The 26,536-nt window shown below is 63.3% G+C and carries 23 protein-coding genes; 12 read left to right on the forward strand and 11 right to left on the reverse strand.

The window, feature by feature from the left end:
• Window positions 1-5 precede the first annotated feature (5 nt).
• The 4 genes from EYW45_RS01045 to EYW45_RS01060 all read right to left on the reverse strand — a co-directional run bounded on the left by EYW45_RS01045 (window position 6) and on the right by EYW45_RS01060 (window position 4,934).
• The gene (locus EYW45_RS01045) at window positions 6-869 is read right to left on the reverse strand and encodes an ABC transporter permease (RefSeq protein ID WP_161133523.1); all 864 of its coding nucleotides are present in this window, start codon (window positions 867-869) and stop codon (window positions 6-8) included.
• Window positions 870-882: 13 nt separating this feature from the next.
• Window positions 883-1,824 (reverse strand): ABC transporter permease, encoded by a 942-nt coding sequence (locus EYW45_RS01050; RefSeq protein WP_161133524.1) that lies wholly within the window; start codon window positions 1,822-1,824, stop codon window positions 883-885.
• Window positions 1,824-3,401, reverse strand: coding sequence for an ABC transporter substrate-binding protein (locus EYW45_RS01055; RefSeq protein ID WP_161133525.1), 1,578 nt, complete (start codon window positions 3,399-3,401; stop codon window positions 1,824-1,826). Before EYW45_RS01055 ends, EYW45_RS01050 begins: the two co-directional genes overlap by 1 nt.
• An 84-nt stretch (window positions 3,402-3,485) precedes the next feature.
• Window positions 3,486-4,934: an amidase gene (locus EYW45_RS01060; protein WP_161133526.1), complete on the reverse strand. Its 1,449-nt coding sequence runs from the start codon at window positions 4,932-4,934 to the stop codon at window positions 3,486-3,488.
• A gap of 155 nt (window positions 4,935-5,089) precedes the next feature.
• Between EYW45_RS01060 and EYW45_RS01065 the strand changes: the two genes are divergently transcribed.
• Entirely contained in the window at window positions 5,090-5,518 is a 429-nt protein-coding gene (locus EYW45_RS01065) for a DUF1810 domain-containing protein (RefSeq protein ID WP_161133527.1), read from the forward strand.
• A 91-nt stretch (window positions 5,519-5,609) separates the two neighbouring features.
• On the opposite strand, the gene EYW45_RS01070 is transcribed toward EYW45_RS01065, so the two are convergent.
• Window positions 5,610-7,064 carry an aminotransferase-like domain-containing protein gene (locus tag EYW45_RS01070; protein ID WP_161133528.1) on the reverse strand — a complete coding sequence of 485 codons (1,455 nt, stop codon included), beginning with the start codon at window positions 7,062-7,064 and terminating at the stop codon, window positions 5,610-5,612.
• Here EYW45_RS01070 and EYW45_RS24260 point away from each other — a divergent pair.
• Window positions 7,063-7,461: a DUF1127 domain-containing protein gene (locus EYW45_RS24260; RefSeq protein WP_202444528.1), complete on the forward strand. Its 399-nt coding sequence runs from the start codon at window positions 7,063-7,065 to the stop codon at window positions 7,459-7,461. The genes EYW45_RS01070 and EYW45_RS24260 overlap by 2 nt on opposite strands.
• A gap of 9 nt (window positions 7,462-7,470) precedes the next feature.
• On the opposite strand, the gene EYW45_RS01080 is transcribed toward EYW45_RS24260, so the two are convergent.
• Window positions 7,471-8,457, reverse strand: a complete 987-nt coding sequence (locus tag EYW45_RS01080) for a Bug family tripartite tricarboxylate transporter substrate binding protein (protein ID WP_161133529.1) — start codon at window positions 8,455-8,457, stop codon at window positions 7,471-7,473.
• A 103-nt stretch (window positions 8,458-8,560) separates the two neighbouring features.
• On the opposite strand from EYW45_RS01080, the gene EYW45_RS01085 reads away from it, so the two are divergent.
• On the forward strand, window positions 8,561-9,367 hold the full coding sequence (locus EYW45_RS01085; RefSeq protein WP_161133530.1) for an IclR family transcriptional regulator: 807 nt from the start codon (window positions 8,561-8,563) through the stop codon (window positions 9,365-9,367).
• A gap of 107 nt (window positions 9,368-9,474) precedes the next feature.
• Here the strand turns inward: EYW45_RS01085 and EYW45_RS01090 are convergent, their stop codons facing one another.
• On the reverse strand, window positions 9,475-11,034 hold the full coding sequence (locus tag EYW45_RS01090; RefSeq protein ID WP_161133531.1) for an acetolactate synthase large subunit: 1,560 nt from the start codon (window positions 11,032-11,034) through the stop codon (window positions 9,475-9,477).
• 157 nt (window positions 11,035-11,191) lie between these two features.
• On the opposite strand from EYW45_RS01090, the gene EYW45_RS01095 reads away from it, so the two are divergent.
• Both EYW45_RS01095 and EYW45_RS01100 read left to right on the forward strand, forming a co-directional pair.
• Window positions 11,192-12,076: an EamA family transporter gene (locus tag EYW45_RS01095; protein WP_161133532.1), complete on the forward strand. Its 885-nt coding sequence runs from the start codon at window positions 11,192-11,194 to the stop codon at window positions 12,074-12,076.
• Window positions 12,077-12,168: 92 nt separating this feature from the next.
• A complete protein-coding gene (locus tag EYW45_RS01100; protein WP_161133533.1) occupies window positions 12,169-13,785 on the forward strand; it encodes a histidine kinase famiy protein in 1,617 nt (538 codons plus the stop codon).
• 100 nt (window positions 13,786-13,885) lie between these two features.
• On the opposite strand, the gene EYW45_RS01105 is transcribed toward EYW45_RS01100, so the two are convergent.
• The gene (locus tag EYW45_RS01105; protein WP_161133534.1) at window positions 13,886-15,085 is read right to left on the reverse strand and encodes a sensor histidine kinase; all 1,200 of its coding nucleotides are present in this window, start codon (window positions 15,083-15,085) and stop codon (window positions 13,886-13,888) included.
• Between the two features lie 240 nt (window positions 15,086-15,325).
• On the opposite strand from EYW45_RS01105, the gene EYW45_RS01110 reads away from it, so the two are divergent.
• The 6 genes from EYW45_RS01110 (at window position 15,326) to EYW45_RS01135 (ending at window position 20,589) form a co-directional block, all read left to right on the forward strand.
• Entirely contained in the window at window positions 15,326-16,507 is a 1,182-nt protein-coding gene (locus tag EYW45_RS01110) for an MFS transporter (RefSeq protein WP_161133535.1), read from the forward strand.
• A gap of 81 nt (window positions 16,508-16,588) precedes the next feature.
• Window positions 16,589-17,299 carry a dihydrofolate reductase family protein gene (locus tag EYW45_RS01115; RefSeq protein WP_161133536.1) on the forward strand — a complete coding sequence of 237 codons (711 nt, stop codon included), beginning with the start codon at window positions 16,589-16,591 and terminating at the stop codon, window positions 17,297-17,299.
• A gap of 73 nt (window positions 17,300-17,372) precedes the next feature.
• Entirely contained in the window at window positions 17,373-18,482 is a 1,110-nt protein-coding gene (locus EYW45_RS01120) for an AI-2E family transporter (protein WP_161133537.1), read from the forward strand.
• 90 nt (window positions 18,483-18,572) lie between these two features.
• Window positions 18,573-19,031 carry a MarR family winged helix-turn-helix transcriptional regulator gene (locus tag EYW45_RS01125; RefSeq protein ID WP_161133538.1) on the forward strand — a complete coding sequence of 153 codons (459 nt, stop codon included), beginning with the start codon at window positions 18,573-18,575 and terminating at the stop codon, window positions 19,029-19,031.
• A gap of 128 nt (window positions 19,032-19,159) precedes the next feature.
• A complete protein-coding gene (locus tag EYW45_RS01130) occupies window positions 19,160-19,585 on the forward strand; it encodes an organic hydroperoxide resistance protein (protein WP_161133539.1) in 426 nt (141 codons plus the stop codon).
• 152 nt (window positions 19,586-19,737) lie between these two features.
• Window positions 19,738-20,589 (forward strand): DMT family transporter, encoded by an 852-nt coding sequence (locus EYW45_RS01135; RefSeq protein ID WP_161133540.1) that lies wholly within the window; start codon window positions 19,738-19,740, stop codon window positions 20,587-20,589.
• Window positions 20,590-20,662: 73 nt separating this feature from the next.
• Here EYW45_RS01135 and EYW45_RS01140 read toward each other — a convergent pair whose 3' ends face one another.
• Entirely contained in the window at window positions 20,663-22,018 is a 1,356-nt protein-coding gene (locus tag EYW45_RS01140; RefSeq protein WP_161133541.1) for a DUF1501 domain-containing protein, read from the reverse strand.
• 11 nt (window positions 22,019-22,029) lie between these two features.
• On the reverse strand, window positions 22,030-23,553 hold the full coding sequence (locus EYW45_RS01145) for a DUF1800 domain-containing protein (RefSeq protein ID WP_161133542.1): 1,524 nt from the start codon (window positions 23,551-23,553) through the stop codon (window positions 22,030-22,032).
• A gap of 327 nt (window positions 23,554-23,880) precedes the next feature.
• Here EYW45_RS01145 and EYW45_RS01150 point away from each other — a divergent pair, with 327 nt between their 5' ends.
• A complete protein-coding gene (locus EYW45_RS01150) occupies window positions 23,881-24,594 on the forward strand; it encodes a class I SAM-dependent methyltransferase (protein ID WP_161133543.1) in 714 nt (237 codons plus the stop codon).
• A gap of 34 nt (window positions 24,595-24,628) precedes the next feature.
• Here EYW45_RS01150 and EYW45_RS01155 read toward each other — a convergent pair whose 3' ends face one another.
• Window positions 24,629-26,260, reverse strand: coding sequence for a methyl-accepting chemotaxis protein (locus tag EYW45_RS01155; protein WP_161133544.1), 1,632 nt, complete (start codon window positions 26,258-26,260; stop codon window positions 24,629-24,631).
• Between the last annotated feature and the right edge of the window lie 276 nt (window positions 26,261-26,536).

The raw sequence follows: 26,536 nt of genomic DNA on the forward strand, positions 1-26,536 counted from the left end.
CGCCTTCAGCCTTTGGTTTTGCGCGATTGACGCACGTCCAGCCGATCGCGCAAGGCGTCACCGAACATGTTTACCGCAAGAATGAGCAGGGCCAGAAAGAGCCCCGGATACAACACGATCCAAGGCGCGCGCTGAAAGAACGGCCGGCCCTCGGCGATGATGCTGCCGAGGCTCGGGATCTCGGGCGGGAAGCCCAGGCCGAGAAAACCCAGCACCGCTTCGGTCAGAATGGCCGCCGCGCAGACGAACGTGGCTTGCACCACCAACGGATTGATCGTGCTGGGCAAAATATGCCGCACGATAACCTTCCAGGTGGGGGTACCCATGCCCACCGAAGCTTCGACGTAAGGTTCCTCGCGCACCGAGAGCACCACACTGCGTACCAGGCGTGCGATGCGGGGAATCTCCGGAATCGAGATGGCGGCGACCATCGTGACGATATTGGCGCCGCCCAACGCCACCATCGCAATGGCGAGCAACAACCCGGGAATGGCCATGATGCCGTCCATCAGCCGCATGATCACGGCGTCGAGGCGGCGAAAATACCCTGCCACCAGGCCGATCGCCATCCCCAGCAGCACCGAAATCGCACTCACCAATAGCGCGAGCGTGATCGACAAGCGGCCGCCATACAAGACGCGGGCAAACAAATCGCGCCCAAGCGAATCGGTGCCCAGCCAGTACTCGGCTGTGCTGGGCTTAAGGCGCATGCGGGGTGTGAGCGATGCCGGATCGTGCGCGGCCAGCCAGGGCGCTCCCACTGACACGACGATCAGCAACAACAGGAGTATCAGCGCCGTCAACATGACGGGATCGCGCGCGACGGCGGACACGGCAGTGCCGACGCGGGAGGATCGAGCAGGCGTCATAAACACTCCTGTTTCAGTACCGGATGCGGGGGTCGAGCCAGACATAGATCAAGTCGATTGCAAGATTGACGAACACGTATATGAACGAGAAGAACAGGATCGTGCCCTGTACCACCGGATAATCGCGCGCCAGCACGGCATCGACGATGAGCCGTCCCACGCCCGGAATATTGAAGATGGTTTCGGTTACCACCACACCACTGATCAATGTGGTGATCGCCACGCCGATGATGGTCACGATAGGCACGGCGGCGTTGCGCAACGCATGCCGCCCCAGCACATAGCGCTCGGGTACGCCCTTGGCGCGCGCCGTTCGAATGAAGTCTTCACCCAGCGTGTCGAGCATGCTGGCGCGGGTAATACGTGTGATCAAGGCCACGAAGATCAACGACAACGTGATGGCGGGTAGCACCAGGTGATAGAGATAACGTCCGAGCCCGTCGGCCAGTGGCGCATAGCCCTGTACCGGCAACCAGTTAAGTTGCACCGAGAACACCAGGATGAGCAGATACCCCACCACGAAGGCCGGGATGGAGAACGCCAGCACGGCGCTCGCCATGATCACCCGATCGATCGCCCGCTTATGCCACCAGGCCGAGAGCACACCCAGCGGCACGGCGATGAACACAGTCAGCAACAAGGCCGCCGTGGCCAGCGACAGCGTGGGACCCAACCGCTGGCCGATCATCTTGGTGACGGGATCCTTGGAAATGATGGAGTGACCCAGATCGCCCTTGACCAGTGCGGTCATGGACAGCAGATACTGTGCGGGTAGCGACCGGTCGAGTCCCATATCGCGGCGGATCTCAGCCACCGCTTCCTCGGAGGCCATGTCGCCGGCGATCACACGTGCCGGATCGCCGGGCGCCATCCGCAATAACAGGAACACGACGGTGGCCACGATCAGGACCACGGGAATGGCGGACAGCAGCCGGCGGATGACGATGCCGAACATTATTTTCCGCTCGTCCAGAACAGGGGCAATTGGGCGTCCACCATGTCGGCGAATTTGGCGTTGTAGCCCTTGAATTTTTCGTAGCCGCCCAGCGGCACGAAAATGACTTGGTCATAGCCACGTTTCTGGATCGCTTCGGCGATGGCGCGGCGTTTGTCGAAATCGCCTTCGGCTGCGAATTGATCGCGCAACTTCTCCATCTCATCGTCTTTCGACCAGCCCACGTATCCCACGTCGCCACGCCCGTCCAAGTTGGGATTTACCACGGGGCTCATCAGATCCAGGCTTGTGAAGGCTGAGTGCACGATGCTCCAGCCGCCTTGATCGACGGGCTCCTTCTTGGTGCGACGTGAGAGCAGCGTCGTCCAGTCCATCGATTGGATATCGACTGTCATGCCGATATCGCGCAAGGCTTGCGCCGTCACAGAGGCGAAGCTGGAGAGAATCGGCAAATCGGTCGGATGCAGAATCACCACCTTCTCACCCTTGTAGCCACTGGCTTTCAGCAAGGCCTTCGCGCGCGCCAGATCCGGCGCTTTGGTTTGTGTGGCGCCAACCTCGGTCTTGTAAGGCGAGATGCAGGTGAGCATGGCGCCGCAGACCTGATAACGCTTGGGATCGCCGATCTGTGCGTCCAGATAATCCACCTGATTCAACGCCGCCAACGCAGCCTGACGCACCTTGACGTTGTCGAACGGCGGCTGCAGCCAGTTCATGCGCAGCGTAAAGAAATTGGTGCTGGGGCCGTACGTTTGCGTGGTGATGCCTTTGACGCCCTCGAGCTGCGACATCAGATCGGCCGGCACGTCTTCCATGAAGTCGATTTCGCCGCTGCGCAAGGCATTCACGGCCGTCTGCGTGTCGGTAATCGTCACCAGCTCGAGACGCTCCAGCCGCGCGACCTTGCCGCCCGCGAAATTGCTGGCGGGCTCTTTGCGCGGCACGTAATCGGCGAACTTCAGATAGGTGGCCTTCACGCCCGCCTGAAAATCAGCAGGCACGAATCTGTATGGCCCTGAGCCAATGATCTCGGTAATGGCCTGGCTGGGCGGTGTGGCCGCCACACGCTTGGGCATGATGAACGGCACGGGCGATCCGGGCTTGCCGAGCGATTCGATGATGAGCCCATACGGTTGTTTGAGCTTGATCGTGAATGTGTTGGCATCGTCGGCGGTCATCGCCGCCGTGTTGGCAGCCAGCCGCATTCCCATTGGGTCGCGCTGTGCCCAGCGTTGAAGCGACGCCACGACGTCTTCGGCCGTCACGACCGCACCGTCATGAAACTTCAGTTCCGGGCGCAGCGTGAACGTATACGTGAGCTTGTCGTCGGAAACCTTCCAGGTATCGACCATCTGCGGTTGCGGCTGTCCTTTCGCATCCATCGCAAACAACGTGTCGTAGATCAGGTAGCCGTGATTGCGCGTGATATAGCCGTTGGTCAGCACCGGATCGAGCACACGCAGTGGCGCATGCAGGACGATCCTTGCCGTGGTCGCGTCGGCAGCGCTTGCCGCAGGCGTGGTCAGCAACGCTGCCACGGAGAGCATGACGCCTGCCAGTAATTTCAATTGCTTCATCGTGAACCCCGGAATGTGGTTATGAAGGGACTGCGTGAATTCGACTGTGTGCGATGGGTGTACGAAGGCGATTCCACCCAGCCACTACATCGGCAACGACGCCGGCAGAACAGGCGCGCGTTGCGCCCACGGTGCGGCCTGTTCCAGTTGCGCCGAGAGCGCGAGGATCTGATCTTCGCGGCCGAAGTGACCGATCAATTGCGTCGCCACGGGAATGCCCTCGGCGGTCCAATGCAGCGGAAGGCTGGCTGCTGGCTGCCCCGAACCGTTGATCACCGCCAGGAACGTGGCGTAGCGTGCGACCTTGAACCGGAAGTCCCAGAACTTGCCTTGCAGTGCCAACTCGCCTTTGCGGGCGGGCAGCGTAGTGAGTGTGGGCGTCAGGATCAAGTCGACGCCAACCATCGCCTGTTCGATTGCACGACCGGTTGCGTGAAACCGATTGATCGCCTCCACGTACTGCCCAGCCCCCAAGGTTTTTCCCACCTCATAGCCATCGCGGATGACTTCTTCCAGATCGTCTTCGCGCCAGGCGCGGCCCAACGCCTTGGCGCGAGCGTCAACCGATAGCACGATGTTCGTGGCCAGGACCGTGCCGTGAGCGCGCACGTACGCGTCGTAGTCGATCTCGGCCAAGGCGATGTCGATCACCTCGTGACCCAGATCGCGGCAGAGTTGCGCGGTATTTTCCAGCGCCTCCAGGCATTCCGGCACGATGCCGATGCCGTTCCAGCCGGCCCGCCAGATCCCGATCTTCAAGGGTTTCGTAAAACCCACCTTGATCGCATCGAGGTAAGACCCGTTCTTGGGCGGAGCCGCGTACGGCGCGCCCGCCTCGTACCCGCTGATCGCGTCCATTGCGGCCGCTGTGTCACGCACCGTCATGCTCAATACACCGTCCGACGCCATCCCTCCCCAGCCTTCACCGCGTGCCGGCCCGATAGGGACGCGGCCACGCGAGGGCTTCAAACCGTAAACGCCGCAGCATGCTGCAGGAATGCGGATCGATCCGCCGCCATCGCTGCCGTGCGCGATGGGCACGATGCGCGCGGCCACGGCGGCGGCTGCCCCGCCGCTGGATCCGCCCACCGACAGCGACGCATGCCGTGGATTAAGGGTAGGACCCTGATTGTTCAACGCCTCCGTGGAAGGTCCCATGCACAACTCCGACACCGTCGTTCGCGCAAACGAAATCAAGCCGGCCGCATCGAATCGATCAACGACAGTGCCGTTGTAGCCGGCGCTGATATCGGTGAACAACTTCGACCCAAAACTCGACGGAAACCGCTTTGACGCCATCGACGAATCTTTCAGCAGGAATGGGATGCCGCGGAACACGCCAGTGGGTTGCCACGCGCTGGCCAGTGCCTGCGATTCCTCATAGCGCTCGTAGCGCAGGGCATTCAACGCCGGCCCCCATACCTTGGCCTGCGCGATCGCGCAGGACATGAGTTCGGCCGACGTCGTTTGCTTGTTATCCAGCATGGCAGCCATCGCCAGGCCATCAAGTGCGGTGTAGTCGTCGCGTTGCATCTGAAGCGTGATTCCTCATCAGTTAAGTATTGCTCTGCAATACCTGGATATCTCATAAAGATATTCTGCGCTTTGGGGGTGCATGACGCAATCGAATCACTGTTGGGAATTTCCCTAATGCAGGACTACGCTGGATCGAATTGTTGGAGCTCGAAATGTCCGATCCCTACCGCCTTGAACGCTTCGTGCAGGCACAAGCCGCCGTGTACGCCGACGTGGTGGCCGAGCTCACGGCCGGCCGCAAACGCACCCATTGGATGTGGTTCATCTTTCCGCAAATCGCGGGGCTGGGTCGCAGCGCCACGGCGCAGCATTTCGCGATCTCGTCGCTGGCTGAGGCGCGCGCCTATGCCGCGCATCCCGTGCTGGGACCGCGGCTGATGCAGTGCGCCGCGCTGGCGCTGGATGCGAAGGTGCGCGATGCGCATACCTTGTTCGGCTCACCCGACGATCTGAAATTTCATTCATCGATGACGCTGTTCGCGTTGGCCGATCCGGCTGCTGCGGTCTATGACGCGTGCCTTGCGCGCTACTTCAATGGCAAGGCCGATACGCGTTCGGTGGAACTGGCCCGAGAGACGTGAGCTGCGCCGTGCCGACGCCGTTGTCAGCCGCAGCGAATGATGGTCTGGCGCACACAAGGCGTGGCGCACCGCGGCAGTAAGGGCCAAGCGGCTACGCAGGCATCGCCTGCGCCGCAGTCGATTGCGCCGAAGCCTCTGCCATCGCGGCCTGGGCGAGCGCCCCCACGCGGCGCACGGCGCGTTCGATCACCGGCGACGCCGGGGTGGCGTAATTCAGTCGCATGCAATTGCGGAATTTTCCGGTGGCGGAAAAAATGCTGCCGGCTGCGATCTGAATGCCTTCAGGCATGAGCTGCCGGTTAAGCTTTTGTACATCGATCGCGGGATCGAGCACCACCCACAACATAAAGCCCCCTTCCGGGCGGCTCATGCGTGTGCCCGCAGGAAACGCATCGGCTACCCAGTCCATCATCACATCGCGATTGCGCTGATACTGCGCGCGCATGCGGCGCACGTGCGGGCCGTAATGGCCGCCGGCCACAAAGTCGGCAATCGCCATCTGCGTGCCGGTCGCCGTCGTACCGGTGCCGATGTATTTGTGATGCAGCACGGTGTCGAGATAACGGCCCGGCGCGATCCAGCCGATGCGCAACCCGGGCGCAAGCGTTTTCGAAAACGAGCTGCACAGCAGGACGCGGCCGTCGTCGTCGAGCGACTTGATCGTGCACGGTCGCGGATAGTGAAAGGCGAGATCGCCATACACATCGTCTTCGATGATGGCGATATCGTGTTGCTGGGCCAACGTGAGCAGTTGCCGCTTGTGTGCCTCGGGCATGATGTAGCCCAGGGGATTATTGCAGTTGGGTGTGAGCTGGATGGCTTTGATCGGCCATTTCTCGAGTGCCAACGCGAGCGCCGGAATGCTGATGCCGGTCAACGGATCGGTCGGGATTTCGAGCGCCTGGATACCGTGGCCTTTGAGGATCTGGGTCACGCCGTGAAAACTGGGCGAGTCCACGGCCACCACATCGCCCGGCGCACACACGGTGCGAATCGCGATGGCCAACGCTTCGTGGCATCCGGTGGTGATGATGATGTCGTCCGGCGACAACCGGCAGCCCGAGTCCACCATCAAACGCGCGACTTCCGCGCGCAACGCCGGTACGCCATAGATCGAGTCGTAATACATGCCGCGCGAGTCGGTGCGCAGGGCTTGGCGCGCGATCGCTTTGCTCAAGGCACGCAACGTGGGCGAGGTGACGTCGGGCATGCCGCGCGCCAGTTGCACCACGCCTTCCTGCGGTGCCGTCTTCACCATCTCCAGCACTTGACCCCACTGCGACACGTCGACCGGCCGCTGCGTGCGACGCCCCATTTCGGGCAATGCCAGCGCGGGCCGCGCCGCGCGCACGTAGTAACCAGACTTGGCACGTGGCACCGCCAAGCCTTCATCTTCGAGCAGGCGGTAGGCCTGCTGCACCGTACTCAAGCTCACGCCGTGCTCGGTGCTCAGGATGCGCACCGACGGGAGCCGATCGCCAGGCAGATAAAGCCCGTTGCGAATGCGCTCGCCGAGCACCGCGGCCAATTCTCCATAACGCGTCATGACAGATCCCACCCAAACGGCACACAAACCATACAGATTGACGGAAAACAGACCATTCAGCGCGGCTTTCGCTATTCTGTATGGTTTTAATATCCGGTTTTTGAATCTGTACGATATTCCGGTGCAGGCGCACCATGCAAGCTCTTATTGGAGAGTTGACATGAACACCTGGCTTGGAAGTGTGCGCATCCGTTTGCAATTGGCGCGCACGCGCGCGCAATTGCTGAATCTGACCGAAGCGCAATTGCGCGACGTCGGCCTCACGCGCGAGCAGGCTTGGCGAGAAGCAAGCACGCCGCCGTGGCGCGGTGTGCCCGGCCGCGCGAACGTGCCCCGGCAGAATGCAAAAGCTGCCCACCAAGCCGTGAATGCCGGCCACGCCATCGACGCGGCGTGAAGCGCCGCGTTACTGCAGCACGATGTTGGCGTTTTTCACCAGGCTTTCGACGACCGGCTGTTCGTTCTTGATCTGCGTGCGCAGTTCGTCAGCCGTGCCGCTACGCGGGGCGATGCCCATATCGAGCAAGCGCTTCTTGACCGTTTCGTCCTGCAGCGCGGTCGTGAGCGCAGCACTCAACTTTTGCGTCACGTCGGGCGGGGTGCCTTTGGGTGCCACGAAGCTGAACCACGCGGTCATGTCGAACTTGGGATAGCCCTGCTCGGCAAGCGTCGGAATCTGCGCTTCGCTTTCGAGGCGCTGCGGGCTGGTGATGGCAAACACATTGACCTTGCCGGCGTCGGCCTGCGGCATGCCGGTGGCGACCATGTCGAAGAACAGATCGACGTCGCCGCCGATGAGGGCCGGCAAGGCTTGGGTTGCACCCTTGTACGGCACGTGCAGCAGATCGATCCCCGCTTGCGACTTGAACAACTCACCCGCAAGATGCGATGACGTGCCCGGGCCGAACGTGGCGAACGTCAATTTGCCAGGATTCTTCTTGGCGAAATCGACCACATCCTTGGTGCTTTTGAACGGCTGCTTCGGGCTCGCCAGCAAGACGAGCGGACCGATTCCCACCATGCCAATGGGTTCGAAGCCATCCGGGTCGTACGGCAATTCCTCGTACAGGAAGCGGTTTGTGACCAGCGTGGAGTTGGTGGCCATCAGGATGGTGTAGCCATCGGGCTGCTCTTTGGCGACGTAAGCGGCGCCGATGGACGTGCCCGCACCCGCCTTGTTCTCGACGATCATGGGCGTCGCCAACGTTTTGGCCATTTGCTCGGCCAGGATCCGCGTGAGCGCATCGGTGGCGCCCCCTGCCGGAAACGGCGAGACCACTTTGATCGGACGGCTCGGGAAGGTTTGCGCCTGGGCGGCACCGATCAACGAGGCGCCCAATAGTGATGCACCCACCAAGGCCGCGGCGATACGGCGATAAGAACTGCGAAACATGACTTCCCCTTGTTAGCTTGAGCGGTGTAACCTTGCGGTTAATTCCGCTGTACGAAATTTTGTCTTGTGCAGCAAAATTAACTATAGGAAGGCGTGCGTCAAAATGCAACCTTTTTCGGACGACGTACCGGCACGTCCCATCGCTCGCCGTAAACGCGGTGCATCCCCCGCCGACCCCATGCGATCGTCGGATTTCATCACGGCGCTCGCCCGTGGGCTGGACGTACTGCGTTGCTTTAAACCCGGCGTAAGTGCACTGGGCAACCTTGAACTGGCCGCCCTTACCGGCTTGCCCAAACCCACGATCAGCCGCATCACGTTCACGCTCAAGTCACTGGGCTATCTACGCTATGACGGCGATACGGGCCGGTACTCGCCGGGCTACGGCGTATTGGCGCTGGGGTTTGGCGCGCTGGCCGGGTTGGACATTCGGCATGTGGCGCGGCCCGCGATGGAACAACTGGCTGCGGCATGCGGTGGCGCGGTCGCATTGGGCGTGTTCGATCGCGATGCAATGACTTATCTCGAAGCCGTGCACGGGTCGCCGCAACTTTATCTGCGCCTGCCGGTGGGTTATCGCGTGGATATGCGCAGTGCCATGGGCCGCGCCCACCTCGCGCAGCTTGCGCCGGCCGACCGTCACGCGCTGTTGGCGCAACTGGGCGCCGATGCGCCCACCCCCAACGTCGTCGACAGCGCCTGCCGCGACCTGGCACTCACCGGCTGCTGCTTTGCCATCGGCGAATGGCAGTCGGACATCAATGCGGTGGCCACTCCCTTTGCCTCGCCCACCGGCGAGGAGCGCTTCGTCATCAGTTGCGGCGGCCCCGCGGCACTGCTCCCTGAGGCCTTGCTGCGCGAGCGCATCGCACCCGCATTGCGCGCGGCGGTGGCGCAATTCGCCGCCTGAACGTAAGCGGCGCTTGACCGTGCCCGCCACTTGAGCGCAGACGGCAATCAAATGCAAATGACGGTCGACGCAGCAACGCGTCGACCGTCATCTCGTTCGACTGGCGCTTAAATCAGCGCTTCGATCACGAACGGGCCCTTGTGATTGAGCCCGGCTTCGAAGGCCCGGATGAAGTCACCCGTCGAATCGACGCTCACCGCCTCTACGCCCATGCCTTTCGACAACGCCACCCAATCCAGCGGCGGCGCGTTCAGATCCAGCATGCGGCGCGCGTTGTGGCCAGGTTCGGTCACGCCCACTTTGATCATTTCACCGTGCAAAGTGGCGTAGGTGCGATTGGCGAGGATCACCGTCAGGCAGTTCAGGCCTTCGCGCGCCTGCGTCCACAGCGCCTGCAGCGTATACATGCCGCTGCCGTCTGCTTGCAGGGTGACGACCTTGCGATCCGGGCAGGCGACGGCCGCGCCGGTGGAGAGCGGCAAGCCGATACCGATGGCGCCGCCCGTGAGTTGCAGCCAATCGTGCGGAGCCGACGCTTCGGCCAGCTGGGCAAACTCGCGGCCTTGGGTGATCGATTCGTCGCAGACGATGGCGTTCTCGGGCAACAAGCGCGCCACGATGCGATTGATGGCGGGCCCGTCCAGCTTGCCATCGGCGGGCAGCGGCGGCAGTTCGGCCACACTCTGCAGCCGGGGTGCCGTGGCGGCAATACCCAATTCATCGGCCAACCACGACAGCGCCTGCACCAGATCCTGATCGGGCGTGGCCAAGGTCACGACCTCGCCCGTCTCCGGCATGATGCGGCTGGGCTTGCCGGGATAGGCGAAAAAAGCCACAGGATCAGCCGCGCCCACCAGCACCAGATGACGCACCTCCGAGAGCATTTTCAGCGCCAGGTCGATGGGGTAAGGCAGCCGGCCCACGGGGGTACGTGCGCCCCCACGCGACACCCGCTTGTTCGACGTCTCGCTGATCAACCGGACGCCGGTCGCCTGGGCGATGCGTCCGGCGATTTCCAACGCGTCTTCGCGCAACGCCGCGCCTCCCAGCATCAGCGTGGTCGATTCGCCCGAGCGAATCGCCGCGGCAGCAGCCCGCACGCAGTCGGGGGTCGTCTTGGGCGCGTCGGGCACTTGGGCCATCACGGGCGCGGCCTGCGCCGCCGACAATTCCGTCCAGGCCGTATCGGCCGGCAGGATCAGCGTGGCGATATTGCCTGGCGCCCGGCGGGCGGTGGCAATCGCGTCAGCCGCGTCCCGGCCGATCGCGGTGGCATGTTCGCTGCGCTTGACCCAGTGCGACATCGGCCGGGCCACGCCCTCGATGTCGCTGGTGAGCGGCGCATCGAAGCCCACGTGATAGGTTGCGTGATCGCCCACGATATTGACCACCGGGGTACGCGCCCGTTTGGCATTGTGCAGATTGGCCAGACCGTTGCCCAACCCGGGCCCCAGATGCAGCAGCGTGGCCGCAGGCCGATCGGCCATGCGCGCATAGCCATCGGCGGCGCCCGTCACCACGCCTTCGAACAGCCCCAGCACGCAACGCAGTCGCGGCTTGCGATCCAACGCGGCCACAAAGTGCATTTCGGAGGTGCCGGGGTTGGCAAAACACACATCGACGTCATTGGCGAGCAAGGTGTCGCATAGGCTGTCAGCGCCGTTCATGATCCGCATTCTCGTAAGTGGAAGACCGCAGCACTGTAGCGCACTCTTTCACATGACTGACAACTCACCGGCCTACAACCGGACCGGTCGCACCCACTACAATGCTCGGCGCGCTGCCCCCGAGCAGGGCGCAGCAATCCTTCCCTGTTGTTGTCCGATGACCTCCGCTTCCCCCGCTTCTTCCGCCCCCACTGCCAAACCGTTGTGGTTGCCCATCCTTGCGCTGATCGGTTCGATGGCGTCGCTGTGCATTGGCACCTCGTTCGGCAAAACCTTGTTTCCTGCCGTCGGCGCACAAGGGACGACGGCCTATCGCATTACCGTCGCCGCCCTGATTCTGCTCGTGATCTGGCGGCCCTGGCGGATGCCGCTTTCGCGCGCCGATGCCGGCCGCGTCGTGCTGTACGGCATCACGTTGGCCTGCCTCAACCTGCTGTTTTATATGTCGTTGCGCACGTTGCCGCTCGGCATCGCGATCGCGCTCGAATTCACCGGGCCCCTCACGCTGGCGCTGCTGGCCTCGCGCCGTGCACTCGATTTCGTCTGGATCGCGCTGGCGTTGGGCGGCCTGCTGCTCCTCATCCCCTCCGGGCAGAGCATGGACACGCTCGACCCCACCGGCGTGGCCTATGCCTTGGGCGCCGGCGTCTGCTGGGCGTTCTACATCATCTTCGGCAAGCGGGCGGGGCACATGCACGGCGGCCAGGCCACTTCGCTGGGGTTGACCGTGGCGGCATTGGTGGCGCTGCCGTTCGGGGTGGCCGAGGCGGGCAGCGCCTTGCTGACACCGGCATTGATCGTGAGCGGCATCGCCGTGGGCGTGTTGTCGAGCGCCATCCCGTACTCGCTGGAGATGGTGGCGCTGCGGCACTTGCCGCGCAAGACGTTCGGGGTATTGCTGAGCCTGGAGCCGGCCATGGGCGCGCTGGCCGGTCTGGTGGTCTTGCACGAGCAGCTCAGTGCCACACAATGGGGCGCGATCGGCTGCATCGTTGCCGCCTCTGCCGGTTGCGCCGCCACCGCGCGGCGCAACGTGCCGTAGCGCGCCGCAGCGCGCGCCCGGCGGCGCGCCTTCAGGCGTGAAACTTGCTATTTGCGAGACGTTATAAATGCATTGTTTTCCGCCGGTTTCCCATGAGTCCTGACGATATCCTCCGCGACGACGTCGCGGCTCACCACGCTGCTTTGGCGGATATGAGCGCCCACCGGGATGGCGTTTTTTTCGCCGCCGTTGAAAAAACCCGCATGCCCATGACCATCGTGGACGCGCGGCAGGTCGACTATCCCATCATTTTCGCCAATGACGCGTTTCTGGAAATGACCGGATACAGCGAGCATGAGGTGATCGGACGCAACTGCCGTTTCCTGCAGGGGCCCGAAACCGATCGGCGCAGCGTGCAGGTGATTCGATCGGCGCTGTCGGAAAACCGCGAGATGGCGACCGAGATCCTGAACTACCGCAAGGACGGATCCACATTCTGGAACGCCCTGTTCATCTCGCCTGTGTACGCGCCTTCGGGCGAGTTGATCTATTTTTTCGCGTCGCAGCTGGACGTGAGCCGGCGGCGCGATGCCGAGGATGCGCTGCGCCAGGCGCAGAAAATGGAAGCGTTGGGCCAGCTCACCGGCGGTATCGCGCACGACTTCAACAATCTGCTGCAAGTGATGGTGGGCCACCTGGACCTGATGGAAATGTCCCTCAAGGGCACGCGCCGCCCTTTCACGCCCGAGCGCACGCAGCAGACCATCGATAGTGTGAAGCAAGCGGTATCCCGTGCCTCCACGCTCACGCAGCAGTTGCTGGCCTTCTCGCGCAAGCAACGCCTGGATGGCCGCACGGTAAACCTGAATGCCGTGCTGGAGAAAATGTCGGATCTGATGCAGCGCACGGTGGGCGCCGACGTCGAGTTGATCGTTGCGCGCGAGCCCGACTTGCCCAATGCGAAGCTGGATCCCACGCAGATCGAAGTGGCGTTGCTCAACGTGCTGGCCAATTCGCGCGATGCCCTTGCCGGACGCGGGGCGCGGCGGGTGGAGATTGCCACGGCCACCTGCGTGATCGACGAGGCAAGCGACGGCATCAACGATCTGCGCCAGGGGCGCTATGTGCAGCTTTCAATCACCGATAACGGATCCGGCATCGATCCCGACATTATCGGCCGCGTGCTCGACCCGTTTTTCTCGACGAAAGAAGAAGGCCAGGGCACCGGCTTGGGCCTGTCGATGGTGTACGGCTTTGCCAAGCAATCCTGTGGCACCGTTACCGTGGCTTCCGAGCCAGGCGCCGGCACCACGATCGCGTTGTACTTTCCCGTCGCCGAAGGCGCCATCGAAGCCGCACCCGTTGCCCCGCGGGCAATCGATCAACCCGGTGCGGAAACGGTGATGGTGGTCGACGACCGTCCCGAAGTGGCCGATCTGGCGCAAGCCATGCTCGAAGAAGCGGGCTACACCGTGCATGTGTCGTACAGCCCAGGCGATGCGCTGGCAAAGATGGCGGTGTTGGGTGGCGTGGATCTGCTGTTTTCCGACGTCATCATGCCGGGCAATATGAACGGCGTGATGCTGGCGCGCGAGGCGATCAAGCGCCATCCGGAAATCAAAGTGCTGTTGACCACGGGTTACGCCGATGAGTCGATCGAGCGTACCGACGCGGCAGGCGAACGTTTCGACGTGCTGCACAAGCCCTACCGCCAGACCGATCTGGCGCGCCGGGTGCGCATCGTGTTCGAAGGGCATACCGGCGTGTAGGGCATATATCGGGCACGAAACTGCCCATTTTTTGGGCGTCGCGTACACAAACAAACGGCCGCAGATGCGGCCGTTGTTCATGCGCCGTCGGCGTCTTCGATCAGGCGGCCGCAGCTTGCGCCGCAGGCTGCTCGGGAAACGTCAACGTCACCGTTGTCCCGCCATCCGGTAAGGACGAAGCCACCAACGTGCCGCCATGCGCCTTGGCGATTTCGGCGCAGATGTACAGCCCAAGGCCGTGTCCCATGCGGCGGCCTGTGTCCTCTTCACTGGAACGGAAATAAGGCGTGAAAAGGTTTCGCAGCACTTCAGGCGCGATCTGCGGACCGGAATTCGACACCGACAGCACAAAGGTGCCGTTGCTGCACTCGACGCGGATCCCCACCGGCTCATCCGGTGCGCCGTGCTGAATCGCGTTGCCCAACAGATTGGAGGCCAACTGCGCCAACCGTGCCTTGTCGGCCACCACATGCCCGCAGTCGGCGATCTCGGCCACAATCGTGCGTTCGGGATTGGCGTTGCGCAGTTCCTGAACGATATTCTCGAGTTCGAAACGCAGATCGTGATGGCGTTCCAATCGCACCGGAATGCCGCCGGTGAGTTGGCCGCGCGCGAAATCGAGCAGGTCTTCGACGAGCTTGGACATCCGCAACGTGCTGGTCTCGACCATTTTGGCCAGGTTGTAGGCCTTGGGTTCCATCTGCTTACGCTGCAGCATTTCAACGGCTGCCAACGTGGCGTGCAAGGGATTGCGCAGATCGTGTCCCAGCATGCCGATGAAGCGATCCCGCTGACGCGCCTCGTTGTTTTTCGCGGTCAGTGCATTGACGCCGTCTTCGTGGCGTTGCTCCGCTTCGAGTTGCGCACCGATCAGATCGGCAAACACGCCCAGCGCCTCTTGCGAGGCCGGATTGGCTTCGCGCGATGCCCGGCGATCGAGCCCGCACAGGGCGCCGAAGAAACTGCCGTCCTTGCGGTGAATCGGCACCGCAAAGAAATTCTTGAAACCGGGCGCCGTAAACGGGGCACCGCTCGATGCATCCTGCGGCTCCCAGGCGTAGAGCGCCACGCCCATGGCCCGCACATGCGTGCTGATGGCGGTGACGGCATCGAGTTCGCCGCTGCCCTCGAGGGCGACGGCAGCACCGTCATGAATGGCACACGCGGCCCAGGCCGCGCCGTCCCAGCGCGTGATGGTGACGAAGCGGATCCCCGTCAGGGTGCTGACCACTTTCAGCAAAGCGGGGATGGCGGTGATGCGATTGAGGATGCGCATTTCGCGCGCGAGCGGGGTCGTCATGCGTCGAACGTCTCAAAAAAATGAAGGGAATCGATGGTCGAGTGTAGTGCATTCGCGTGCATGCCAAGCCTTGGCAAAGCGGCACTCGCCGTTGCGCGCAAGACGTACGGCGGCGCAGCAGCCGGACGCCGGCCGGGCGCCGGCACGGCGCGCGTTCAATTGCCTGCAAGGCGCGAACGTTACACTGTGCGGCTGCTGCCAGAAGACCCGGAAAACGGCATACGCGCAGCAGCCCCACACATGACTTCATCTGCACCCTCCACCCGCTGGGCCGCATTGGCCTTGGCCGTCGGCGGCTTTGGCATTGGCACCGGCGAATTCGCCATCATGGGCCTGCTGCCCGATGTGGCGGCAAATCTTCAGGTCTCCGCCCCCGAGGTGGGACATCTCATCAGCGCCTATGCCATCGGCGTGGTCGTCGGCGCGCCGCTGATCGCGGTCATTGCCGCACGCTGGTCGCGTCGCGCCCTGCTCTTTGCCTTGATGACCTTGTTTGCACTGGGCAACTTTGCCAGCGCACTGGCCCCGGGTTACGACAGCCTGATGGCGTTCCGCTTCATTGCAGGTTTGCCGCACGGCGCGTACTTCGGCGTCGCCGCCCTGGTTGCCGCCTCGATGGTGGCGCCCAACAAGCGGGGGCAGGCGATCGGCCGCGTCATGCTGGGGCTCACGGTCGCGGCATTGATCGGCAACCCGCTCGCGACGGGCCTGGGGCAATGGCTGGGCTGGCGCTATGCGTTCGCCGCCGTCGGCGGCATCGCCGTGCTCACATTGGTGCTGCTGCATCGCTTTCTTCCCGCTGCAGCGGCCGGCTCATCGAGCAGTCCCCTCGCCGAATTGGGTGCCCTCAAGCGCGAACAGGTCTGGCTCACGCTGGGTATCGGGGCCGTCGGATTCGGCGGCTTGTTTGCCGTATTCAGCTATATCGCGCCCACGCTGACCGAAGTGACGGGTCTGTCGACCCATGCCGTGCCGATCGCGTTGGCCGTGTTTGGATTGGGCATGATCGTCGGCAATATCGTGGGCGGTGCGCTGGCGGATCGCGCGCTCACGGCCACCATCGGTGGCGTATTGGTGTGGAGCGTACTGGTGCTGGCGCTCTTTCCCCTGATGGCCACGCAACCCTGGTCGGCGTTCCTGAGCATCCTGCTGATCGGCACCGGCGTGGCGCTGGTGCCTGCACTGCAGATTCGCCTGATGGACGTGGCGGCCGACGCGCAAACGCTGGCGGCATCGCTCAATCATTCGGCGTTCAATATCGCGAACGCATTGGGTGCCTGGCTGGGCGGACGCGCCATCGAGGCCGGCTGGGGCTGGACGTCCACCGGATACATCGGCGCCGCATTGGCGGCGGGCGGATTCGTCCTGTTCGTGGTGTCGCTGCTGCGCAGCCGCCGCACACTCTCGCACGCGCCGGCTTGAGACGTCGGCGCGTGCGAAATACCCGATAGGCATCCAGCTTGCTCGCTTGAGGTGCTCTGCCCCATCAGCCATGGAACCCGCATGAAACCTTACGTGATTTGCCACATGATGTCCGCGCTCGACGGTCGCAGCCTGACCGACAACTGGGATCGTCCGCTGAAAAAAGCGGCTGGCGAGCTGTATGAAAAAACGGCCAAGGATTTCAAAGGCGATGCCTGGATCTGCGGCCGCGTCACGATGCAGGAGATCGCCCACGGCGACGATTATCCGAAGGGCCTGGCCAAGGCACCGATCCCTCGTACCGATCATTTCGCCGTGCGAGACGCCGATCAATATGCCGTATCGATCGATCCGCACGGTAAGGTCGCCTGGAAAAAGAATACGGCCCTCGACTCACATGTGGTCGAAGTGCTGACCGAAGGCGTGCCGGACGACTATCTCGCCTATCTGCAGTCGATTCAGGTGTCGTACATTTTCGGCGGCAAAAGCGAGATCGACCTGGCGCACGTGATCGATGTGCTCCAACGCGAACTGGGCACCGAGCGCCTGATCGTCGAGGGTGGCCCGCACGTGAGCGGTGCGTTCGTCAATGCGGGACTGGTCGACGAAGTCAGCGTACTGATCCTGCCGCTGGTCGATGGCCGAAGCGATCATCCGGGGTCGTTCGAGATCCCCATGCAGGCGTGGAAGAAGCCCGCCTATCTGACGCTCAGCTCGGCCGAACCGCAACCGGACGGTGCGGTGTGGCTGCGTTATCGCGTGAGCGAGACCCAGCACGCCCCGGTGCCGTAACGGTTGCATGCGGCCGCGACCGGCGGCCCATGCGCCGCTGCTTTTAACCGCGTTCCCGCAGTAGACTGAGCAGATGCCCTCCGATCACGATTCCTTGTTCGACGACGCCACTGCCGGCCCCAACAGCCGCCAGCGGCAGGCACGTGCCGCACTCTATACAGCGCTCGTGGCGGTGTCGATCTGGACGCTGCGCGACTTCATTCCCGCATTGATCTGGACCGGTGTCATCGCCATCGCGTTGTGGCCGCTCCTGCATCTTCTCGAACGCCGCCCGCTGCTGGCGCGGCAACGCGCCCTGCTCGCGTTGCTGATGGCGGTGGGCGTAGGGGTGGTGCTGGCCGTCCCGTTCTTGCTCGTTGCCATGCAGGCTGCGGCCGAAGCGCGCGAGCTATCGCATTGGGTCCATCGCGTCATGGCCGAGGGATTCCCCGTGCCCGATCTGTTGCAGCGGCTCCCTTGGGGCGGTGAACAGGCCACCGCCTGGTGGCAAAACAATCTGACGGGTCCGCTGGCCGATTCCCCAGTGACGCAAAGTCTGCGCGGCGTGTCGTTTCTCGCCGCCACGCGCAGCATCGGCGGCCATGTCGTACATGGGCTGCTCATCGTCAGCTTCATGTTGCTCACGTTGTTTTTCGTGTTTCGCAGCGGCGCCCGATTGGGGCAGCAACTGCTGGACGCCAGCAGCCGGGTGTTCGGCGCTGCCGGCACCAGTCTGTTGCGTCGGATGGCCGATGCCGTTCGCGGCACGGTGGCGGGCCTGGTGCTGGTCGGTCTGGGCGAAGGCGTGCTGCTCGGTATCGCTTATGTTGTGGCGGGCGTGCCGCACGGCGCCCTGCTGGGGCTTGTGACCGCCATCGCCGCCATGCTGCCGTTTTGCGCCCCGCTGGTATTCGCGGCGGTGGCACTCTGGCTTTTTGGCGCCGGCGCCACCGTGGCGGCCATTGCCGTCTTTGCGGTGGGCTGCGTGGTGGTGTTCATCGCCGAGCATTTCGTGCGGCCGATGCTGATCGGCAGCACGACGCGCCTGCCCTTTTTGCTGGTGCTCTTCGGCATCCTGGGGGGAGCGAAGACCTTCGGTCTCGTGGGCCTTTTCATCGGCCCGGCGCTGATGACGGTGCTGGTCGTGCTGTGGGCCGCCTGGGCCGAGCCTGCGCCCGCGAATCGCACCCCGTCGATCAACTGAGCCGCAGACGCTCACGCAACGGCGGTCACCGAAAAAATACATTCATAAACATCGCTTGCAATTAGATCGTGCACGATCTAATATTCGGTCATGTCTTCGCGCAAACCTTCCTCCACCCCGCCGCAGTTGTTGCTGGACAACCAGCTCTGCTTTGCGCTGCACTCGACCACGCTGGCGATGACGAAAGTCTATCGCGGGCTGTTGACCGATCTGGGCCTGACTTATCCGCAGTATCTGGTGATGCTGGTGCTGTGGGAGGGGGATGGGTTGACGGTGTCGGAGATCGGCACGAGGCTCTTTCTGGATTCGGCCACCCTCACGCCGCTGCTCAAGCGTCTCGAAACCGCCGGGCATCTCGTCCGCGAGCGTTCGGCGCAGGATGAGCGCCAAGTGATCGTGTCGTTGACCGCAGCCGGCAAACGCTTGCGTCAGAGGGCCGAGTCGATTCCGGAAGGTGTGCAGTGCGCCACGAGCTGTTCGACTGCCGAACTGGTTGAGATCACCGCGCAATTGGCCGCCTTGCGTACCCGACTGGCGGCCGCCTTATGAATTCGCTTTAAACGTTTTTCGGCTTAGCGGTGTAAACCGCGAACGCTCCGCCTACCCTTTAAATCGTGCACGATTAAATCGCACAAAAACCAACGGCCTTACCAGCCTTTTCCTCAGGAGCATCATCCATGTCTATCGAAAAAGTTGCCTATCGCGCCACCGCCACTGCAACGGGCGGGCGCGATGGCCGTGCCACCTCCAGCGACAGCCATCTGGACGTCAAGCTGACGACCCCGAAAGAATTGGGCGGCGCCGGTGGCGAAGGCACCAATCCCGAGCAACTGTTTGCTGCGGGCTACTCGGCATGCTTCCTGGGCGCGCTGAAGTTTGTGGCCGGCAAGGAAAAAATCACGCTGCCCGCCGATGTATCGATCACCGGCGTCGTGGGCATCGGCCCCATCCCCACCGGTTTCGGCATCGAAGCTGAACTGCAAATCTCGTTGCCCGGCATGGACCGCGCCCAGGCCCAGAGCCTCGTCGACCGTGCCCACGTGGTGTGCCCGTACTCGAACGCCACCCAAGGCAACATCGACGTCACGCTGACGTTGGTCTAAGCGGGTACACGCACAGCGTGCGTCGAGCGCGGCGCATTGAGCGAACGTTCGGGTCGATCCCCGAACGCGTCCGGACCACCGCCCACCGGCAACCGCCGGTGGGCGGTGCCTGATTGCCGCGCAACCGCGCCGCCTGAGCCTACAATCACGCTGTGCTCACCTTTGCCCCCCTCATTTTCGTCGTCATCTGGTCGACCGGCTTCATCGCCGCACGCGCCGCGGCACCCTATGCCGACCCCAATCTTTTTCTGATCTTTCGCTTCGCACTCACGGCGTTGTGCTTTGCCGTACTCGCGCGCCGCATCCCGTGGCCCACTGGCCGGCAAGCCCTGCTGCACGCCGTCGCCGGCATGCTGATGAACGGCCTTTATCTCAGCGGCGCATGGTGGTCGATCGCCCATGGCGTGGCGGCCGGCGTGATGGCGCTGCTCGGCGCATTACAGCCCCTCTTGACCGCGCTCGTTGCCGTGATCTGGCTGCGCGCCCGATTGAGCTTGCGCACCTGGATTGGACTGGGCATCGGCATCGTGGGCGTGGCCCTGGTGATCATTCCCAAACTCGCGGCGACCGGTTTGGGCGAGCTTGCACCCTGGCCGGTCGCGGTGGCCGTGGGCAGCATCTTCGCGCTCACGGCCGGCACGATGATCCAGAAATCGTCGATTTCAGGGGGTGACCTGCGCAGCGCAGGCGCGATTCAGAATGGCGCGGCTGCCCTGGTCGCACTGGTGCTCTTCAGCGCCGTTGGCACCTGGCACTGGGACAACCATCCCGCCGTGTGGGCGTCGTTGGCGTGGTCGGTAGGCGTGCTGTCGCTCGGCGGCGCCACCTTGCTGATCTGGATGGTGCGCCATGGCGAAGCCACCCGCACCACCTCGCTCATGCTGCTCGTGCCGCCGTTGGCTGCGATCGAAGCGTATTTTTTGTTTGGCGAAACGCTGACCTCCCTGCAGATCGCCGGTTTCGCGCTGGCCATCGGCGGCGTGGTGCTGGCCCGCCGCGCGTAGCGCCTCACTCCCCGCGTTCAACCCGTGGGCCCGGCATGCCGTGCCCATGGCCGGCCCGGCACATGCCGGTCGGTCAGATGAACGCCAGCCGCTTGTCTGAAAACCCACGCAGGTTCGGGAACACGGTATCGAGATCGCCGGCCGACGCGCCAAACCAGGCGCCCAGCGTGCTCGCCAATTGTTCGACCGATGTGGACGGCAACATGCGGCCATGATCGACGAAGCCCGGGCCTTCGATATTCAGCTCGGGATGCTCGCCATAAAAACGCCCGCCGCGCACGGCGCCCCCCATGATGAAATGATGCCCACCCCAACCGTGGTCCGAACCATTGCCGTTGGAAGTAATCGTGCGGCCGAACTCCGAGGCGGTGAAGGTGGTGACCTGATCGGCCACGCCAAGCGAACCGAGCGACCCCTGAAACACGGCCATCGCATCGCCCAATTCCCGCAACAACGCGGGATGAATGGTGCGCAGGCCGTCATGGTTGTCATACCCATTCTGCGACACGAAAAACACCTGCCGTTTCACGCTCAACTTGTCCCGCGCAGCGATCATGCGCGCGACGATTTCGAGCTGGCGCGCGAGCGGCGATTCAAAGGTGCCAGGCGCTTTCACCCCTTCGAGGGCGGCGCTCAACTGCGTGTCCGCCTTGATCGATCGCGTCACGGTTTGCGCGAGCTGATGTTCCAGTAGATGCGTGCGCGAGGCCGTCGTCAGCTCGCGCAGCAAGGCGGTGCATTCGGGCGATCCATACAGATCGCGACCCAACAATTCGATGCGGGTGGAGCCCTGCGGCGTCACGCGATAGGAGCCCACATGGCGGCCGGCCAGCAATTGCGTGCTGCCGCCTGCCGTGACCGCTGTGAATGTGCTCGCCCCGTTGTTGGCAGCAAACAGATCGGATAATCGCCCAGCCCACCCCGTGGCCGAGCCTTCCTGCGCCAACGCCTGCCAGTACGCCTGCTGATCGTTATGCGAAAAGAGCTTGGGCGGCAGCGGCACACTGGCGGCGATGTATTGCGCTTTGGTGGTGGGCTGGATCAGCGGCCCGGTATTCAGTTGCACTGCCAGTTGACCGGCATCGAACAAGGGCTTGAGTGCGGCCAGCGACGGCGCCAGCGCGTACTCACCGCTGGCATGCGGCGTTTTGGGGCGCAAGGCGGTGGCGGCCAGCGCATCGCGCGCCAGACCGATATCGGTGCGCAAGGCCGCGTAGCGGGCAAAGCGCTCGGCATCATAGGGAATGAGCGTGTTGTAGGGATCGTTGCCGCCATACAAAAACACGCAAACGATCGCTTTGTAGTCGGACGCCGACTGTGCGGCCGCTTCGCTCATCGCGCTCAGATTGAGTGCCAGCGGCGCCGCCACGCCTGTCAACCCCAAGGCGGTGGCTTGCTTGAGAAACGTGCGGCGGGATCGTCGATGCATCGTTCGGCTCCCTATTTTTGAATCAGGTATTCGGGCGCTGCGGCAACCAGCGTGATGGCGGCACGCACCCGATCCTGCGGCCGTGCAGCGGGGATGGTGCTCACGGCCTGCTTGATCGCACCAGCCGTGGCCGCCGTGAACGCGTCGCCGGCCAGCAGCAGCACCACGCGATCGACCAGCGCGCTCACGTCGCCAGCGATCGCCACCTCGCGCGCGTAAGGGGTCTGCACATCTTCCCAGCCGCGATCCACATAGATCGAAAGGAAATTGAGATAGCCCGCCACGCTGGTTTCGTCGGTGATCTGCAGCTCGGGCGCCACCAGTCCGCGTTCCGCGACCGGACTGGCGGGCGGTGCAAACGTGGGCCGGAAGAAGTTGAACACCGACGGCGCGCGCATGGGGCTTTGCGCCAGGCGCACCGTGGGATCGCTGGTGTCGGGCATTTCCCATTGACCGTTGGTCGAGGTGGCTTCGAAGGCCCGCGCCCAAGCGGCAAAGCGCACGATCGGTTCGCGCACCTTGCCCCAGGTGGGCGATTGCAGATCGGGTTGGCGTGCATCGTCGTCGAGCAGGATGGCGCGGATCACCGCACGCATGCTGCCGCGAACGCCATGCCCGTCATTGGCGAACACCGCCGCTACACGCGCCACGTACTCAGGACGTGGGTTGCTGGTGACCAGGCGCTGAATGAGTTGCCGGCTGATGAACGGGCCCACATTGGGATGATTGCTCAGTACGTCCAGCGCACGAGCCAGCGAATCCTGGCCGCCCGTGCCCGCTGGGATAACGGCCCCCAGAAAGCGCTTTTCGCTCATGTCGTGGTGCGCCGGCGTCAGCGCCATCGGCCGGGTGTGAAACCACACATCCGTCTCGGCGCCATTCAAATCCCAGCCGGTAAATACCTTCGCCAACCCTTCCACATCGGCATTCGAATACGTTTCGATGGGTTTGCCGTTACGCAATTCCGGGGTGCCGTCGAGCTTGAGCTTGTAAAGGCCGATCGTGAACAACTGCATGACTTCGCGCGCATAATTCTCATCCGGTCGCCGCCCGGTCTTCGGATCGGCGCGCCGGTTACCGCGAAACGTCAGCATCGACGCCATCGAAAGATTGCGCGACACCCCTTCGAGCAGATCGCGATACGTGCCGAATGCGTTGGCGGCCAGCACATCCATGAACGACGCGGCGCCAAACAAAGGCCACGACGCCGTGATGGAGGCCACGTTGACGACGAAGATCTCGGAGAGGGCAAAGGCCACACGCACCCGCACGGCGTCGTCGGACGCGATCATCGCCCGCCACAGCGTCGCTTCGAGCGGCGCATTCACGCCATTGCCCTTGAACGCTTCGGTGTTTTTCTTCATCGACACGAGCCAGTCGACATGCGTCTGCGAGCGCGGCAGGTCGAACTGACGATCAAGCCACGGCGCATAGCCCTGCGCCACCACCGCATCGAGGGTGGCGGGCGTGGCTCCGAAGGTGGCTTGCGCCAAAAAGCGCGATGCCTGACCGGGAGTAGGTTTGGCTGTGGTCATGGCCTTCCAGCATAGCCGCGATCGTCGGGCTGCCCCCTCATACGTTGGCGGGACGCCTCATCCTTTTGACTACCGTCTTTTGCAGCGCTGTGCGGTTATTTGGCCCGCCCGGGGCACGCGTGCCCGAGATTTCCCCGGCGTTGGCCAATACCATCCCGGAACACGCGATCACACACCGACACAGAAGAAAAAGCGCCGTTGGCGCGTTATCTCATGCAGTGTTCCTACTGGCGCTCTGTGAGATAAACCGACGCGCTTTCCCATACGAGCGGATACTGTGTAACTCTGCCTCTTTTCAGCGTAGCCAACCCTGCGCTGTGCCCCCGGATGCCCGGCTACGACATCAAGCACGAAAGCATCGCCGTTGCGGGCGTAGACAACCTCACGATTCGTTCATTGAGCGATCGGCAGCAATTTGCCGATCCCCTGGGCGATGCCGAACGCATGGGCATTTCGTCTGCATTCTGGCCCCTGTTCGGATTGCCGTGGCCTTCGGGCACGCATCTGGCCGCCCGGCTGGCCGTGCGCCCTGTCCTTCCGGATGAACGCATCCTGGAAATCGGGTGCGGCCTGGCGTTGGCCAGCCTCGTGGCCCACCGTCGTGGCGCCGATATCACCGCCAGCGACTGCCACCCGCTGGCGAACGCTTTTCTGCAGGAGAACCTGCGGCTGAACGCGCTGCCGCCGATGAAATACCGGCACGGTCGCTGGCGCGCCGAGAGCCCGGCGGGAATGCCCGACTTGCCGATCGACGTGACGGCGTGGGCGTTGCCGCTCACGGGCATGTTCGATCTGATCATCGGCAGCGACCTGCTGTATGAGCGCGATGCCGACGCCACATTGGCGGCGTTCATCGCCGTGCACAGCACGCCGGCCGCCGAGATCTGGATCGTCGATCCGAACCGCGGCAATCGAGCCGCCTTCAGCCGGCAGATGGCCGCGGGCGGCTTCGGGTTGCGCGAGGAAAATCTCGATCGGCCTGCTTTGCTCGACGTCCCGGCGTACAAAGGCCGGCTGCTGGTCTATCAGCGCCAGCCTTGATGGCACCGCAGCAAGACTGCAGTGCCGCGCGGGATCACGCGCCGGCGAACGCCAGACCCAGTGGCCGGGACTCATGCTGCATGACATCGCCGCGATATCCCTGATGGTCGGCGGCGAGCTTGAACACGGCCACCGCAGCGCGCAGCTGCTCGGCTTGCTGCTCCAGCGAAGCCGCCGATGCCGCAGCCTCTTCCACCAGGGCGGCGTTTTGCTGCGTGACCGAATCCATCTGCGAGACGGCCTGATTCACCTGCTGAATACCGGCGGATTGCTCGGCGGAAGCCGCTGAGATTTCGGCAATGATATCGGCCACACGCTTAACCGACGTCACGATCTCCTGCATCGTCGCGCCCGCACCTTCGACCTGGTTCGATCCCAGCGACACCGTGGTGGCCGATTCATCGATCAACGTTTTGATTTCCTTGGCCGCCTGAGCGCTGCGCTGCGCCAATGAGCGCACTTCGGTTGCGACCACGGCAAAGCCCTTGCCTTGCTCGCCTGCCCGTGCCGCTTCCACGGCGGCGTTCAAGGCCAGAATATTGGTTTGAAAAGCGATCCCGTCGATCACGCTCACGATCTCGGCAATGCGATTGGAGCTCTGCGAGATGGCGCGCATCGTGCCCACCACCTGCCCCACCACTTCGCCGCCGCGTTGCGCCACGCGCGAGGCGTCGACGGCCAGCGCGCTGGCTTCACGCGAACTGTCGGCATTGAGTTTCACCGTTGCGGCCAACTCTTCCATGCTGGCGGCCGTTTCTTCCAGCGATGCCGCTTGCTCTTCGGTGCGCGACGACAGGTCGGTATTGCCGGCCGAGATTTCACGCGAGCCGGTGTGGATCTCGTCCACGCCGCTGCGCACGGTAGTGACGGTGTGCGTCAGGCCGCTTTGCATGCGCGACACGGCACCGTACAGGCGGCCGATTTCGTTGGTCGAGCGTTGCACCACACGCTGCGTCAGATCGCCGGCAGCGATGTTGTCGAACAAACGCGCCGCTTCGGTCAACGGACGAAACACCGCCCGTGAAAACACCACGTACAAGCCCACCAGCAGCGCCAACATCACAGCCATCACCCCCACCATCGCCTTGATGGCGAGGCTGATCGTGTCCGACGTGTCGTGCGCAATGGCTTGGCCCACGCGATCGGTGTAGTCGGTGTACTTACCGATCGCCTGCGTGAATTTGCTGCCCAGCGGCACGAGCTTCTCGTTATTGATCCGGCCTGCGGCTTCGTTGTCACCCGCCTGCACGGCAGCCACGATCGGCTCGAATGCTTGCGTGCGATAAATCTCGTAGGCCGACAGCATCTCGTCGAAGAGCGGCTTGCCCTCGCGATCCAGATCGGGATTGGCCTTCAGTGCGTCAACCTGCTGGTTGGCCTTGACCACATACGGCGGGATGCGCTTCGCAGCGGCCTCGGCGCCCGCGCGGTTGTTGGCCGTGAGCTCGTTCACGGCGCTCATCAGCGCGAGGCGCGCACGCAGCAGATCGGCGGCGATGCCGTTGGCGGCGCCGGTGCGCATCAGGTTGTTTTGCAGCAGCAGTTCGATCGAATGACGATTGCCGTCCAGAAGCTTGTAGCCGGCGGCGCCGATCAGCAGCACGATGGCGAAGAAAGCGACCAGCGCGGCCGTCAGAATCGCGCGAATACTCAAATTTTTGAACATGACCATCTCAGCAAACCCGTATTCGCCATGGCCCGCGCACGATGCACGGCAGCCTGGAACACTTGACGCGCGCGTTGCGACTGCGCAAGCACCACGTAAGGAATTAACGGGCGAAAGACGTCAGACTTAATGTAAATTCGAAAATTTAAGTTACATCTAGCCAGTGAACAGCGACCTGTCCGTCTGTTGGTCGGCGTATTTCCGATCGACGCCTTGTATTGATTCGGTGCGTGTCGATCAACGTTCTCATCGATCGGCACCCATATCGATCGACGT

The organism is Schauerella aestuarii (genome assembly GCF_009866805.1).
Classification (GTDB): Bacteria; Pseudomonadota; Gammaproteobacteria; order Burkholderiales; family Burkholderiaceae_B; genus Schauerella; species Schauerella aestuarii.

Bases quoted from the DNA above. Each gene is read 5' to 3' on its own strand.
- EYW45_RS01045 (WP_161133523.1), bottom strand. From the start codon at position 869: ATGACGCCTGCTCGATCCTCCCGCGTCGGCACTGCCGTGTCCGCCGTC.
- EYW45_RS01050 (WP_161133524.1), bottom strand. From the start codon at position 1,824: ATGTTCGGCATCGTCATCCGCCGGCTGCTGTCCGCCATTCCCGTGGTC.
- EYW45_RS01055 (WP_161133525.1), bottom strand. From the start codon at position 3,401: ATGAAGCAATTGAAATTACTGGCAGGCGTCATGCTCTCCGTGGCAGCG.
- EYW45_RS01060 (WP_161133526.1), bottom strand. From the start codon at position 4,934: ATGCAACGCGACGACTACACCGCACTTGATGGCCTGGCGATGGCTGCC.
- EYW45_RS01065 (WP_161133527.1), top strand. From the start codon at position 5,090: ATGTCCGATCCCTACCGCCTTGAACGCTTCGTGCAGGCACAAGCCGCC.
- EYW45_RS24260 (WP_202444528.1), top strand. From the start codon at position 7,063: ATGACAGATCCCACCCAAACGGCACACAAACCATACAGATTGACGGAA.
- EYW45_RS01070 (WP_161133528.1), bottom strand. From the start codon at position 7,064: ATGACGCGTTATGGAGAATTGGCCGCGGTGCTCGGCGAGCGCATTCGC.
- EYW45_RS01080 (WP_161133529.1), bottom strand. From the start codon at position 8,457: ATGTTTCGCAGTTCTTATCGCCGTATCGCCGCGGCCTTGGTGGGTGCA.
- EYW45_RS01085 (WP_161133530.1), top strand. From the start codon at position 8,561: ATGCAACCTTTTTCGGACGACGTACCGGCACGTCCCATCGCTCGCCGT.
- EYW45_RS01090 (WP_161133531.1), bottom strand. From the start codon at position 11,034: ATGAACGGCGCTGACAGCCTATGCGACACCTTGCTCGCCAATGACGTC.
- EYW45_RS01095 (WP_161133532.1), top strand. From the start codon at position 11,192: ATGACCTCCGCTTCCCCCGCTTCTTCCGCCCCCACTGCCAAACCGTTG.
- EYW45_RS01100 (WP_161133533.1), top strand. From the start codon at position 12,169: ATGAGTCCTGACGATATCCTCCGCGACGACGTCGCGGCTCACCACGCT.
- EYW45_RS01105 (WP_161133534.1), bottom strand. From the start codon at position 15,085: ATGACGACCCCGCTCGCGCGCGAAATGCGCATCCTCAATCGCATCACC.
- EYW45_RS01110 (WP_161133535.1), top strand. From the start codon at position 15,326: ATGACTTCATCTGCACCCTCCACCCGCTGGGCCGCATTGGCCTTGGCC.
- EYW45_RS01115 (WP_161133536.1), top strand. From the start codon at position 16,589: ATGAAACCTTACGTGATTTGCCACATGATGTCCGCGCTCGACGGTCGC.
- EYW45_RS01120 (WP_161133537.1), top strand. From the start codon at position 17,373: ATGCCCTCCGATCACGATTCCTTGTTCGACGACGCCACTGCCGGCCCC.
- EYW45_RS01125 (WP_161133538.1), top strand. From the start codon at position 18,573: ATGTCTTCGCGCAAACCTTCCTCCACCCCGCCGCAGTTGTTGCTGGAC.
- EYW45_RS01130 (WP_161133539.1), top strand. From the start codon at position 19,160: ATGTCTATCGAAAAAGTTGCCTATCGCGCCACCGCCACTGCAACGGGC.
- EYW45_RS01140 (WP_161133541.1), bottom strand. From the start codon at position 22,018: ATGCATCGACGATCCCGCCGCACGTTTCTCAAGCAAGCCACCGCCTTG.
- EYW45_RS01145 (WP_161133542.1), bottom strand. From the start codon at position 23,553: ATGACCACAGCCAAACCTACTCCCGGTCAGGCATCGCGCTTTTTGGCG.
- EYW45_RS01150 (WP_161133543.1), top strand. From the start codon at position 23,881: ATGCCCGGCTACGACATCAAGCACGAAAGCATCGCCGTTGCGGGCGTA.
- EYW45_RS01155 (WP_161133544.1), bottom strand. From the start codon at position 26,260: ATGTTCAAAAATTTGAGTATTCGCGCGATTCTGACGGCCGCGCTGGTC.